13 protein-coding genes are annotated in these 13,439 nt (G+C 49.0%); 11 read left to right on the top strand and 2 right to left on the bottom strand.

Annotated features, from left to right (window positions below):
- Positions 1 to 327: a PadR family transcriptional regulator gene (locus tag BKD12_RS09450; RefSeq protein WP_070089074.1), complete on the bottom strand. Its 327-nt coding sequence runs from the start codon at positions 325 to 327 to the stop codon at positions 1 to 3.
- Positions 328 to 499: 172 nt separating this feature from the next.
- Here BKD12_RS09450 and BKD12_RS09455 point away from each other — a divergent pair, with 172 nt between their 5' ends.
- Positions 500 to 1,810, top strand: a complete 1,311-nt coding sequence (locus tag BKD12_RS09455) for a D-alanyl-D-alanine carboxypeptidase family protein (protein WP_070089075.1) — start codon at positions 500 to 502, stop codon at positions 1,808 to 1,810.
- A gap of 162 nt (positions 1,811 to 1,972) precedes the next feature.
- On the opposite strand, the gene BKD12_RS09460 is transcribed toward BKD12_RS09455, so the two are convergent.
- Positions 1,973 to 3,766, bottom strand: a complete 1,794-nt coding sequence (locus BKD12_RS09460) for an aminopeptidase P family protein (RefSeq protein WP_070089076.1) — start codon at positions 3,764 to 3,766, stop codon at positions 1,973 to 1,975.
- 117 nt (positions 3,767 to 3,883) lie between these two features.
- On the opposite strand from BKD12_RS09460, the gene BKD12_RS09465 reads away from it, so the two are divergent.
- The 10 genes from BKD12_RS09465 (at position 3,884) to BKD12_RS09510 (ending at position 13,369) form a co-directional block, all read left to right on the top strand.
- The gene (locus BKD12_RS09465) at positions 3,884 to 4,741 is read left to right on the top strand and encodes a metallophosphoesterase (protein ID WP_070089475.1); all 858 of its coding nucleotides are present in this window, start codon (positions 3,884 to 3,886) and stop codon (positions 4,739 to 4,741) included.
- Between the two features lie 106 nt (positions 4,742 to 4,847).
- Entirely contained in the window at positions 4,848 to 5,600 is a 753-nt protein-coding gene (locus tag BKD12_RS09470; RefSeq protein ID WP_070089077.1) for a segregation and condensation protein A, read from the top strand.
- A gap of 10 nt (positions 5,601 to 5,610) precedes the next feature.
- Positions 5,611 to 6,189, top strand: a complete 579-nt coding sequence (gene scpB, locus BKD12_RS09475) for an SMC-Scp complex subunit ScpB (RefSeq protein WP_176730953.1) — start codon at positions 5,611 to 5,613, stop codon at positions 6,187 to 6,189.
- Between the two features lie 90 nt (positions 6,190 to 6,279).
- Positions 6,280 to 7,488, top strand: coding sequence for a D-alanyl-D-alanine carboxypeptidase family protein (locus BKD12_RS09480; protein ID WP_070089078.1), 1,209 nt, complete (start codon positions 6,280 to 6,282; stop codon positions 7,486 to 7,488).
- Positions 7,489 to 7,581: 93 nt separating this feature from the next.
- Positions 7,582 to 8,496: an NAD(P)-dependent oxidoreductase gene (locus tag BKD12_RS09485; RefSeq protein WP_070089079.1), complete on the top strand. Its 915-nt coding sequence runs from the start codon at positions 7,582 to 7,584 to the stop codon at positions 8,494 to 8,496.
- 20 nt (positions 8,497 to 8,516) lie between these two features.
- Positions 8,517 to 8,984, top strand: coding sequence for a YbaK/EbsC family protein (locus tag BKD12_RS09490; RefSeq protein WP_070089080.1), 468 nt, complete (start codon positions 8,517 to 8,519; stop codon positions 8,982 to 8,984).
- 125 nt (positions 8,985 to 9,109) lie between these two features.
- The gene (locus BKD12_RS09495) at positions 9,110 to 10,786 is read left to right on the top strand and encodes an alpha-glucosidase (protein WP_070089477.1); all 1,677 of its coding nucleotides are present in this window, start codon (positions 9,110 to 9,112) and stop codon (positions 10,784 to 10,786) included.
- Between the two features lie 15 nt (positions 10,787 to 10,801).
- Positions 10,802 to 11,419, top strand: a complete 618-nt coding sequence (locus BKD12_RS09500; protein ID WP_408606959.1) for a sugar O-acetyltransferase — start codon at positions 10,802 to 10,804, stop codon at positions 11,417 to 11,419.
- Positions 11,420 to 11,702: 283 nt separating this feature from the next.
- A complete protein-coding gene (recA, locus tag BKD12_RS09505) occupies positions 11,703 to 12,758 on the top strand; it encodes a recombinase RecA (RefSeq protein WP_070089082.1) in 1,056 nt (351 codons plus the stop codon).
- Positions 12,755 to 13,369 (top strand): regulatory protein RecX, encoded by a 615-nt coding sequence (locus BKD12_RS09510; protein WP_070089083.1) that lies wholly within the window; start codon positions 12,755 to 12,757, stop codon positions 13,367 to 13,369. The genes recA and BKD12_RS09510 overlap by 4 nt, the downstream gene beginning before the upstream one ends.
- Positions 13,370 to 13,439: the final 70 nt, after the last annotated feature.

Consider the following 13,439-nt stretch of genomic DNA (forward strand, 5'->3'; position numbering starts at 1 on the left):
TCATCCCTCCAATCGGAAAATTTGGTTTACGGAAGAGGAAATCTTAGTCCAGTTGGCAAGAAATTCTTCCAGATAAGCGGCTCCTTCGGTGGTGAGAGAATAATACTTTCTGCTGGGACCAAGAGGAGAAGGGCGGAACTGCGAGTCGATAATTCCTTTCTTTTCCAGACGCACCAGGAGCGGATAAATGGTTCCCTCCTTGATATCTTCGAACCCGTATTGTTCAAGCTTTTCTACGAGTTCATAACCATAAGTGGTTTCTTCGGAAAGAAATTTTAAAATGCATCCCTCCAGTGTCCCCCGCATTAATTGAGATTTGTCATACATAATATTCACATCCTCTACTATGCGTTGCCTAATAGTTGTTAACTATATTGTACCACATAGTAGATAGATGTCAATAAGCATTTCTGATATTTGGATGAAAAGAATGAGCATATTTGAAAGAGCCGCAGATTACAATAGTAATGATAGACAGGAAGCGGCAAGGAGCTGTGGGATGAAAGTATTTTTGTCAGTTGTGTTATGTGTGATGCTGTGTATACAGCCTGTTTTGGCGCAGGAGGATACGGAAGCAGGGGAGGCGGCAGAAAGTGAAATGCCGGGAAGCGCTGAAGAGCAGGAGGGCGTCAAAACACAGGAAGATGACCGGGTAGAAGAAACCAGTGAGACGCAGGAGAATAGTGAGGGACAGGAGAGCGCCGGCACAGAAGAGCCTTCGGAGCAGGCCGGGCCGCAGATCAGTGCACCGTCAGCGATTCTGATGGAGGCTTCCACAGGACAGGTAATTTATGAAAAGAATCCGGATGAGCAGCGGCCGCCGGCCAGTGTTACCAAGGTTATGACCCTGCTTTTGATCTTTGATGCCATAGAGTCCGGGCAGATCCGTCTGGAAGATATGGTCACCACGTCGGAATACGCAGCGTCCATGGGAGGCTCCCAGGTGTTTCTTGAGCCGGGAGAGGAACAGACGGTGGAGACGATGATCAAATGCATTGTGGTTGCCAGTGCAAATGATGCCTGTGTCGCCATGGCAGAGTATATTGCGGGAAGCGAAGAGGAATTTGTAAAACGGATGAATGAACGGGCCGCGGGGCTTGGCATGGCTAATACGCATTTCGTAAACTGCAACGGGCTGGACACGGACGGACATCTGACGACGGCAAGAGATATTGGACTGATGTCCCGGGAACTGATCACATCCTATCCGCAGATCCGGGATTATGCCATGATATGGATGGAAAATATCACCCATACGACCGAGAAAGGCACTGCAGAATTCGGACTGACAAACACCAACAAGCTGGTGCGGCACTACGAATATACGACGGGCTTAAAAACCGGATCTACCAGTCTGGCAAAATTCTGTATCTCCGCAACTGCCGAAAAAAACGGAATGGAGATGATCGCAGTGATCATGGCGGCCGAGACCAGTAAAGACCGGACAAAGGATACGATCGCACTGCTAAATTACGGATTCGGTAAATGCAGCGTATATCAGGAAGAGGAGGCAGAAAAAACGCCGGACCTTCCCGTCAAAGGAGGCGTAAAAGAAACGGCCCGGACGGCGCAGGAAGAGTTGTTTTCGTATGTAGACACTTCCGGAGCAAATCTTTCATCCATTGAAAGAAAAATCGAAATGAAAAAATCCTTAAAAGCTCCGGTAAAAGAAGGACAGGAGGCCGGAACAGTCCGGTATTATCTGGACGGAAAAGAAATCGGAAGCGTCAGGATTCTGACAACAGAGAAAGTAAAGAAAATGAGCTATCCCGATGCTGTGGAAAACACGGTGGAAAAATTCCTGCCATAACCAATGGGGACGGGGGTTTTCCGAAAAACCCCCGTCCCCATTGAAGGGTGATTTTCAGTTTTCCACAAATTTTCCACAGAGATTATCCACATTCGGGTGACAACCGGCGGGTTTACGCAAAAAGGGACGGGGGATTTCTGAAAATCCCCCGTCCCCAATGGATTAGATGGCGCGTGTGTATTCTTTCAGCCACTCGCGTTCTTCTTCATTTAGATGTGGAGCCACTATCTCGTATACCTTTGCATGGTAAGCGTTGAGCTGCTCTTTATCTTCAGCGCTCAGCATCTCCGGGATAACAGCATCCAGGTCGATGGGTACGTAAGTGATCGGCTCAAAGTAGAGGAACTGTCCGTATTCGTTCTTTTCCCCTTTGCGTACCACCAGCTCATTTTCGGTGCGGACACCGTGGGAACCTTCGATGTAGATACCAGGCTCATCGGTGATGACAAGGCCCGGCATCAGCGGCTGTTTCTCGCGGTCGCGGATAGCGCAGCGGAAACCGCAGGGAGCCTCATGGATGTTCATCAGATACCCTACACCGTGTCCGGTGCCATGGTTAAAGTTTTTACCCCGTTTCCATGCGGGCATTCTTGCCAGCACGTCCAGGTTGTAACCCGTAGTTCCTTCCAGGAACACGGCGCCTGCCAGGTGCATGTTGCACTGGAGAACGGTGGTAAAGTCTTCCTTCATTTCCTGAGTCAGGTTGCCGAAAGCAAAGGTACGGGTGATGTCTGTAGAGCCTTCGATATATCCGCCGCCGGTGTCAGTCAGGAAAAGACCGTCGGTCACAACAGGGATATTGGTCTCCGGAGTAGCGGCATAGTGTACGATAGCTCCGTGCTCGCCGGATCCGCAGATGGGCTCAAAGCTCTGCCACAGATATCCTTCCTGCTCCTTGCGGAACTCGTCCAGTTTTTCCGCTGCGCTGATCTCGGTGATCGGCGGCTCTGTCTTTCCTACATTTTTCTTCAGCCAGTACATAAATCTGGTGACAGCCACGCCGTCTTTTACGTGTGCGCTGATGATGTTCTTAAGTTCCACATCATTTTTTGTTGCTTTCATGACCACCGTGGGGTTCATCTCGTCGATGACCTTTGCGGTTTTCGGCAGATTGTTGTAAAGCGCATAATTCAGGCGTGCGGAATCTACCAGGATGGCAGCATCTCCGGGAAGTGCCTTGACATCCTCATAGATGGCATTGTACGGATGCAGGGAAATCTGATCCTTTGCCAGTTTTTCCTTCATCTCATCGGTCAGCTTGCGCTCGTCGATGTAGAGCCTCATATCATCCATTGTGATGACAGCATAGGACAGAAGCAGCGGGAAGAATTCAATATCATTTCCACGCAGGTTTGTAATCCAGCAGATGTCATCCAGAGCCGCGATCACATGGACATCGGCGCCAGCTTCCTTCATAGCCTCCCGTACTCTTGAAAGCTTGGAAGCAGTGCTCTCTCCGGTATAGGACTCATCCAGAGCAAAAGCAGGATCTTCGGAAAGAGCCGGACGGTCCTCCCAGATCTGGTCGATCAGATCCTCAGAATAGTTGATTTGTCCGTTTTTCCTGGAAACAATCGCTTCATATTCCAGGCCGTCGCCCATGGCGACTACACGTCCGTCAAAGCCAAGCGTGCATCCCTCCGGAAGGGTTTCCTCCAGATATTCCAGTGTGCCGGGCACGCCGGGTTCTCCCATTTTGAACAGCTTTACACCGCTTCCGCTAAGCTGCTGTTCCGCCTGGATAAAGTAACGTCCGTCGGTCCAAAGTCCGGCTTCATCCTTTGTGATGACAGCAGTACCGGCAGAACCGGTAAAACCGGTGATAAATGCTCTTGCCTTGAAATGTTCCCCGACATATTCACTCTGGTGATTATCGTCGGTAGGAACCACGTAGGCATCATAGCCTTTTTCAGCCATCAGGGCACGGAGTGCGCTGATTCTTTCAGGTATGTTCATGGTAAATTCTCCTCCTATATACATTTCATTACCGTAATAGATTTTAACATATCTGTTTACAAATGAACAGAAATAATTATATAATTAATCTGAAGAAAGAGGAGAAAGTCATTGCAGATGATCATCATAATTCTAGGCGTCCTGTGCCTGGTGTTTTTTATTGAAAACGCCCGGGAACTCCGGACATTCAGGATCAGGACCTATCGGATATTTTCCCATAAACTGAAAGGGATACAAAAGAAAAGAATTGTATTTTTAAGTGATCTCCATAACTGCTCTTATGGAAAAAATAACGGGAGGCTTCTGGCGGCAGTCCGCAGATCCCGGCCGGATCTGATCCTGATCGGCGGCGATATGCTGGTGCGGAAAAACGGAACTTCCTACGCAAAGACACTTAAGTTTCTTATCCGTCTTACAGCTATGTGTCCGGTATATTATGCCAACGGCAACCACGAGCAGAAGCTGAAAGAAGAACCGGAGCGTTATGAACAGTCCTATGCGGCATATAAAAAGCATCTGGAGGAGGCAGGGATCATTTTCCTGGAAAATGAGGCTGTGATCTGGAAGACAGGCAGGGCAAGGATCCGGATCAGCGGTCTGGAGATCCCACTTTCGGCATATGAAAAACTGGGAAAAAGAAAGCTAAGTGTCCGGCAGATCGAAGATCGGATCGGAAGATCAGATCCCTCCTATCAGATCCTGCTGGCGCATAATCCTGCATATGTGCAGCAGTATGAAGCCTGGGGGGCAGATCTTGTTTTGTCCGGCCACGTCCATGGCGGTCTGGTTGGCCTTCCATGGATCGGCGGAGTCATTTCCCCGGATTTCCGTCTGTTTCCCGCATATTCCGCAGGTATTTACAGGGATCCGAAAACAGATGTAGTAGTAAGCCGCGGCCTGGGCGTCCACTCTGTGCCCATCCGTTTCATGAACCCGGCGGAGCTGGTGGTGCTTGAACTTAGAGGAGATGATTGACAAACCATCCCGCTAAAACCCTAAGGATAGTGCTTGTGAAACCAGAGGAAATCCTGTATAATAATAAAGTTACGATAACGGACAAGAGTCTGGAAAGAGGAGCGTTATGGGAATTCCGGTAAAGCTGCAGGTGTTTGAAGGTCCGCTGGATCTTCTTTTACATCTCATTGATAAAAACAAGATAGACATTTACGATATTCCGATCGTAGAAATCACCAGCCAGTATATGGACTACATTAAAGCCATGGAAAGTGAAGACTTAAATGTTATGAGCGAATTCCTGGTTATGGCAGCAACCCTTCTGGATATCAAATGCCGGATGCTGCTTCCCAAGGAAGTGGAGGAAGAAGAGGAAGAGGATCCGAGACAGGAACTGGTCGAACAGCTGCTGGAGTATAAGATGTATAAATACATGTCCTATGAGCTGCGTGACCGTCAGGTAGAGGGCGAGCAGGTGCTCTATAAGGAACCAACGATTCCTGAGGAAGTGAAGGACTATGAGGAGCCGGTGGATCTTACAGAGCTGCTGGGAGATCTGACCCTGGCAAAACTGAACCGGATCTTTCAGGATGTGATGAAGCGGCAGGTAGATAAGATCGATCCGGTCCGCAGTAAATTTGGGAAGATTGAAAAGGAAGAAGTAACACTGCCGGAAAAGCTGGATTATGTCAGTGAATATGCAAAAAAGCACCGAAGGTTCAGTTTCCGGGAACTGTTAAAGAAGCAGACGTCAAAGACCCAGCTTGTGGTGACGTTTCTTGCGATTTTGCAGCTGATGAAGGAAGGGACGATCATGATCCGTCAGGAACAGCCTTTTGAGGACATCATGATCGATTCCAATGTAGAAGGACAAGCGTAGGAAAGGTAGTATGGATACAGTGGAAATTAAGAAATTGGAAGGAATCATAGAGGCGGTCCTGTTTGCCATGGGTGACTCGGTGGAGCTTGGACAGATAGCGCTTGCTATTGAGCATGACGAAGAGACCACCCGAAAGATCATACATCAGATGATGGACCGTTACGAAACCGAGGACAGAGGCATCCGCATTATTGAACTGGAGGATGCTTTTCAGATGTGTACCAAAAAGGAAATGTATGAATACCTGATCCGGGTGGCAAAACAGCCGAAGAAATATGTACTGACGGACGTGCTTCTGGAAACACTGTCGATCATAGCCTACAAGCAGCCGGTAACAAAGCTGGAGATTGAGAAGATCAGAGGCGTCAAGTCAGATCATGCGGTGAATAAGCTGGTAGAGTATGATCTGGTCTGTGAGGTGGGGCGCCTGGACGCACCGGGAAAGCCTATTTTATTCGGCACTACAGAGGAGTTCCTGCGAAGGTTCAGCATACAGTCTGCCGATGATCTGCCGACTCTGAATCCGGAGCAGGTGGAAAACTTTAAGGAAGAGGCAGAAGAAGAGATCCAGTTAAAGCTGGATATCTAAACGGGATTTACATACCGGATATCAAAAGAAAGGAATAGCTGTACCACAGGATGCATATAGTGAGATAAGGCAAAGGTTTGTGGTGCTGCTATGAAATGGAAAAAACAGATCATATATATGACAGGGACCATCCTGCTCCTTTTGGGAAATATCCGCCTGCCCGTGCAGGCAGAGGAGGCGCCGGAGGAACCCGAAGATTTATACGCCCGGTCAGCGGTTTTGATGGATGCTGACAGTGGGCGTGTTTTATTTGGAAAAGAAGAACATGTCATACGCCCCATGGCCAGCACCACCAAAATCATGACATGTATCCTGGCGCTGGAAGAGATGGAGAAAGGACAGACGGCCACGGTGTCTCAGAATGCCGCACGCCAGCCCAAGGTGCGGCTGGGAGTGCAGGAAGGAGAAGAATATTACCTGGAGGACCTTCTGTATGCGCTGATGCTGGAATCCTACAATGACAGTGCAGTGGTCATTGCCGAAGAAATCTCCGGGAGCGTGGAGGACTTCGCAGATCAGATGAATGAAAAGGCGGCGGCGCTTGGCTGTACGGATACGCATTTTGTGACTCCAAACGGGCTGGACGGAGAAGACGAAGAAGGGATTCATTCTACTACGGCGAAGGACCTGGCCAGGATCATGCGGTACTGTATCATGGAATCTCCCAAAAGGGAGGCCTTTCTTGAGGTTACCCGGACGAAGGAGTACAGCTTCACAGATGTAGAGGGGAAGCGCAGCTTTTCCTGCAGCAACCATAATGCATTTCTGGATATGATGGATGGGGCCTTAAGCGGGAAGACCGGGTTTACTGCCGATGCCGGCTATTGCTATGTAGGGGCGCTGAGACAGGGGGAGAGGACTTTTATCGTGGCCCTCTTAGCCTGCGGGTGGCCGAACAACAAGAATTATAAATGGACAGATACCAGGAAGCTTATGGAATACGGGCTTAATAATTATGAATACCACAAGATAGAGCCAGAAACTGACGTCCTGGAGATCCCGGTAGAAAAGGGAGTGGATGATAAGGATCCCTATCAAAAAACAACCACTGTCCGGGCAGCGGTAAAAGAGTCAGAGCCGCTGAGTCTTCTGATGCGTGGGGATGAGAAGATAGAGAAAAAGACAGAGCTTCCCAAGACGCTGGCAGCGCCGGTTAAGAAGGGGCAGAAGGTGGGAAAGATGATCTGTCTGATGGAGGGGGAAGAAGTAGGGCGGTTTGAAATATGGGCGCTGGAGGACGTGAGGAGATATGGTTTTGGGACTGCATTTCATAGTGCAGCCAGAAAGTTATTACTATAGAAGAGGTCATTTTGTTCACATTTTTCTTTCCCATCACTCTGTGGCGGTATATAATGAAGAGCAGGATTGAATACATATCGGGAGGATGAAAGGATGAAAAAGCTAAAGAAGCTGGTAGCTATCCAGCCGGTGTCTCTTTTGCCGGAGACAAGAGAGAAGATAAAGGAATACTGTGAGGAAGCGGTATTTTATGATACGGTTCCGGAAAGCGACGCCGAGATTACAGAGCGGATCGGGGATGCGGACGGCATCTTTGTCAGCTATACGCATAAGATCGGGGAAAACGTATTGAAGGACTGCAAGGATGTGCGCTATATCGGCATGTGCTGCAGCCTGTACTCAGAAGCGAGCTCCAATGTGGATCTTGCCTATGCCAGAGCCCGCGGAATTAAGGTGACAGGAATCCGGGATTATGGCGACGCCGGGGTAGCAGAGTATGTGACGGCAAATCTGATCCGCAGACTGGGCGGAGACGATGGATTCCCGCCTCTTTTCGGAGAGATTTCAGAAATTACCGGAGTCAGAGTGGGGATCCTTGGCATGGGAGCAAGCGCGAAAGCGGTGGCAGCAGGACTTGCGGCCTTCCATGCAGATATCCGCTATTACAGCAGGAGCAGAAAGCCGGAACTGGAAGAAGAGAAGGGATATCGCTATCAGGAGCTTCCTGATCTTCTGCGGGAGTGCGACGTGATCTGCAGCTGCTTAAGCAAGAATGTGGTGCTGCTTGGCGAAGAGGAGTTTCAGATCATGGGCCCGGGGAAGGTGTTGTTTAATACCGCCCTTAGTCCCTGTTTCGAGGAGGAGGCAATAAAGAAGTGGCTGGATCAGGAGAACACCTGGTATTTCTGCGATACGCTGATGGGGCTGGGAGACGAATCCCTTCTTAAGAATAACCATGCAGTATGCCTGAAGCGCTCCTCCGGAATGACACGCCAGGCGGTAGAGCGGCTGAACCAGAAGGTTCTTGACAATCTGGGAAACTATTGTATGGAGCAGAAAGCTTTGTAAAGAAAAGGAGAATATCTACGATGTCTATTGAAAAAGTGAAGGAATATTTCCGGCAGTACGGAATGGAAGACCGGGTCTGGGAAAAGGAACACTCCAGCGCAACGGTGGAAGAAGCGGCCGAAGCCCTTGGATGCGAGCCGCAGAGGATCGCAAAGACGCTGTCCTTCCAGGCAGGAGATCGTGTGGTGCTGGTGGTGACGGCAGGCGACCGAAAGATTGATAATAAAAAGTACCGGGAGCAGTTTGGCTGCAAGGCAAAAATGCTCAAATTTGAAGAAGTGGAAGACCTGGTGGGACATGCAGTGGGCGGTGTCTGCCCATTTGCTGTCAAGGAGGGGGTTGAAGTCTATCTGGATGAGTCCCTGAAGCGTTTTGAAACGGTATTCCCGGCAGCTGGCAGCAGCAACAGTATGATCGAGCTTAGCATTGAAGAGCTGGAGCGATACAGCCATAGCCTCCAGTGGGTGGATGTATGTAAAGAAAGTTAGGATTGTACAATCAAACCGCATAATAAGAGAAGAAATCCATCAAAAAGAGCAGTATAATCATCAAAGGGTTAAATGCAGCATCAGAAAACTGCGTAAGGGAAAAAGAAAAGATGGAGGAACGGGCAGTGAAAAAACAGTGGTGGAAAGAAAAGGTTGTCTATCAGATCTATCCAAAAAGCTTTAAGGACAGCAATGGAGACGGCATAGGTGATTTGAAGGGGATTTTGGAAAAGCTCCCATATCTGAAAAATCTCGGAATTGATATGGTATGGCTGTCACCGGTTTACCAGTCGCCTTTTATCGATCAGGGATATGATATTTCTGACTATTACAAGATCTCTGAGGTATTCGGTACCATGGAGGATTTTGACACTTTGCTTGCCGAGGCAAAGAAGCTGGGGATCGGTATAGTGATGGATCTGGTGATTAATCACTGCTCCAGTGAACACGAGTGGTTCCAGAAAGCGCTCAAGGATCCTTATGGAGAATATGCGGGATATTTTTATTTTGAAAAGGGAAAAGACGGGAATCCGCCCAGCAACTACCGGTCTTATTTTGGCGGAAGCGCCTGGGAGAAGGTACCGGGAACGGACCTTTATTATCTCCATATGTTTGCAAAAGAACAGCCGGATCTGAACTGGGAGAACCCAAAAGTAAAAAAAGAGCTGTTCGATATGATCAACTGGTGGCTGGACAAGGGGATTGCCGGATTCCGGATCGATGCGATCATCAACATCAAAAAAGACGTCAATTTCCCAAGCTACGAGCCGGACGGACCGGACGGCATGTGTGCCTGCACGGCCATGGTGGAACGGGTAGACGGTATCGGAGAGCTTCTGGGAGAATTGAAAAGGGAGACATTTGCAAAGAGAGATACATTTACCGTAGGAGAGGTCTTTAATCTGAAAGAGGGAGCTCTGGAGGAGTTTGTAGGAGAGAACGGCTATTTTTCCAGTATGTTTGACTTCGCACCCCATATGCTGACAGAAGGGCAGAATGGATGGTATGATACCAGGGAAGTAACATTTCTGGAGTGGAAAAAGACGATCATTCAGTCTCAGATGGAATGTCAGGGAAAGGCGTTTTTAAGTAATATTATCGAGAATCACGACGAGCCAAGAGGCGCAAGCCGCTATCTGCCAGAATACGCACAGAATCCGGACGGTATAAAGATGCTGGGCTGTGTCAGTGTCCTGCTCAGGGGGATACCCTTTATTTATCAGGGACAGGAAATTGGCATGACCAATTGCCAGATGGACAGTATTGAAGATTACGATGACATTGATACTTATCATCAGTACCGGGAGGCAAGGGAAGCAGGGCTGTCTGACAAAGAAGCGCTGGAGGCTTGTTACAGATTCAGCCGTGATAATGCAAGAACTCCCATGCAGTGGGATGCCGGTGAAAATGCCGGATTTACGAAAGGGACGCCCTGGCTTCGTGTTAATGAAAATTACCGAATGGTCAACGTGGCGGACCAGGAGAAGGATCCGGGATCTGTCCTTCATTTTTACCGGAAGCTGATCGCTCTTCGTAAGTCTGAAGAGTGGAAAAATGTTTTTGTGTATGGAGAGTTTCTTCCGCTTTTTGAAGAAGACGAGAGCCTGTTTGCATATGCAAGAACAGACGGAGAGAAAAAAGCAGTTATACTGGCAAACTTCGGAAAGGAAGAGATGACGGTAAAGTTTTCGGAAAATCTTGGCAAGGTCCTTCTGGCAAATATGTACCGTCCGCAACAGATTAACGCCCGGGAAGTGGTCCTGGAACCCTGTGAAGTGCTGGTATGCCAGGTGTGTGAATAGAAAGGAATGGAACGTATGACAGACAAGGAACTGATGCTGAAAGGAGAACTGTATATTCCCGCAAATGACCCGCAGCTGGCAAAGGACTGTGCCCGCTCCCGGAGGATCACCCGTCTTTTTAATGCAACGACGGAAGCGGATCTGGATACCCGCGAGGAATTGATCCGGGAGCTTTTTGGAGGGACCGGGGAACATTTTTACATTGAACCGCCGTTTCGGTGTGATTATGGCTCCAATATTTATATCGGTGAAAATTTTTATACAAATTTTGACTGCATCATACTGGATGTCTGTGAGGTCCATATCGGAGACAATGTGATGTTCGGCCCCAGAGTCTGTGTTTATACGGCGGGCCATCCCATCGATCCGGGAGTACGCGCAGAGGCTCTGGAGTTTGGAAAGCCGGTAACCATCGGAAATAATGTATGGGTCGGCGGAAATGTAGTCATCAACCCGGGTCTTACCATTGGAGATAACGTGGTGATCGGATCCGGATCCGTGGTGACGCGGGACATTCCGGATGGCGTGGTGGCAGCAGGAAATCCCTGCCGGGTACTCAGAAAAGTCACGGAGGAAGACCGGAAATATTGGGAGGCAGAACGGGAAAAATATGATCAGACCATGAATGGATAGAAAGCTCCGGCAGATGTTTTTGGATAGCATCTGCCGGAGCTTTTGGGCTGATTTCGTGAAATCTATTTACTTTTCAGCGCTGATGGGATATACTATCACATATCAAAAAGTTCAGTAAAAAAGTATACCAGAGGCCTCATCTTTGGCGGTATAAGCCGCCGGATCATTTCTGCCGTTCGGCAAAAGATTTCATGATTATTTATGCTTGACAAGAAATCATAAATATAATAGTATATTAACCAGGAAACGAACGTTTGTTCGCTGTATGAAGGAGAAGTGTGTTATGGCAAGTGAAGATAAGAAGAAGGCATTGGATGCCGCGATCGCAAAATTAGAGAAGGATTTTGGAAAGGGAACCGTGATGAAGCTGGGAGATCCGGCGGCGCAGGTGGCCGTAGAAACGATCCCGACAGGTTCCTTAAGTCTGGATATTGCATTGGGCTTAGGCGGTGTTCCGAGAGGGCGTGTGGTGGAGATCTACGGACCGGAGTCCAGTGGTAAGACGACCGTTGCGCTTCATATGATCGCAGAAGTACAGAAGCAGGGAGGAATTGCCGGGTTTATTGACGCAGAGCATGCGCTGGATCCGGTTTATGCAAAGAATATTGGTGTGGATATCGACGAGCTTTATATTTCCCAGCCGGACAGCGGAGACCAGGCTTTGGAGATCACGGAGACCATGGTGCGGTCCGGAGCGATGGATATCGTAGTCGTGGACTCTGTAGCGGCTCTGGTGCCGAAGCAGGAGATTGAAGGAGACATGGGAGACAGCCATGTGGGTCTGCAGGCGAGACTGATGTCCCAGGCGCTCCGGAAGCTGACACCGGTGATCAGTAAGTCCAACTGTGTGGTTATCTTTATCAATCAGCTCCGTGAGAAGGTTGGCGTGATGTTTGGCAATCCGGAGACCACGACCGGAGGACGGGCGCTGAAGTTCTATGCATCGATCCGTATGGATGTCCGCAGGATCGAGACATTGAAGCAGGGCGGAGAGATGGTTGGAAACCGGACCCGCGTCAAGGTAGTAAAAAATAAGATCGCACCGCCGTTTAAGGAGGCAGAATTTGACATTATGTTCGGAAAAGGAATCTCTAAAGAAGGAGATATCCTGGATCTGGCAGTGGGCCTGAATCTGGTAAACAAGAGCGGAGCCTGGTTTGCTTACAATGGCGAGAAGATCGGACAGGGACGTGAAAATGCCAAGAAGTATCTGGCCGAGCATCCGGAGATCATGGAGACATTAGACCACCAGATCCGCGAGCATTACCATTTCGGCCAGGAGGCAGATGAGAAAGAGGAAAAGAAAGCAGAAAAGAAGCAGGAAGGAAAAGCTGAATGATCATCACAGGGATTGCACCGGTGACAAAAACGAGATATCAGGTTTTCCTGGACGGACAGCCCGCCTTTTGTTTATACAAAGGCGAGCTGTCTCGCTATCACCTGACAGAGGGCGGCAGCCTGGATGAGGAGGTCTATCAGAGGATCTGCCAGGAGACACTTCTTCGCAGGGCGAAGTTGAGAGCGATGCACCTTTTGAACCAGATGGGACGTACGAAGGCCCAGCTTCGGAAAAAGCTGCTTGACGGTGGCTATCCGGAAGAGGTGGTTGATGATGCGATGGCTTACGTAAGCTCGTTTGGCTATGTCAATGACCTGGAGTATGCAAGAAGCTTTATCCTGGGACGGAAGCACCGGAAGAGCCGGAAAGAGATATTTGCCTCGCTTTCAGAGAAAGGAGTTCCGGCAGAGCAGATCGAAGAGGCCATGGCCGAATGTTATGAGACGGAGGATACGGAGCAGGCGATCCGTGAGCTGCTCCGGAAAAAGAAATATGATCCGGAGACGGCGGACTGGAAGGAGACACAGAAGGTGTCGGCCTATCTGGCAAGAAAAGGTTTCCGCTATGAAGATATCCGTCGAGTGATACAAGTTTCTGAGTGGAACGCTTGACATCTTTGTGAAAACAGTATAAAATTTAAGTGTTGTATTTGTACAATGAAAATTAAATAAGGAGGTGCTC

Source organism: Merdimonas faecis (assembly GCF_001754075.1).
Taxonomy (GTDB): Bacteria; Bacillota; Clostridia; order Lachnospirales; family Lachnospiraceae; genus Merdimonas; species Merdimonas faecis.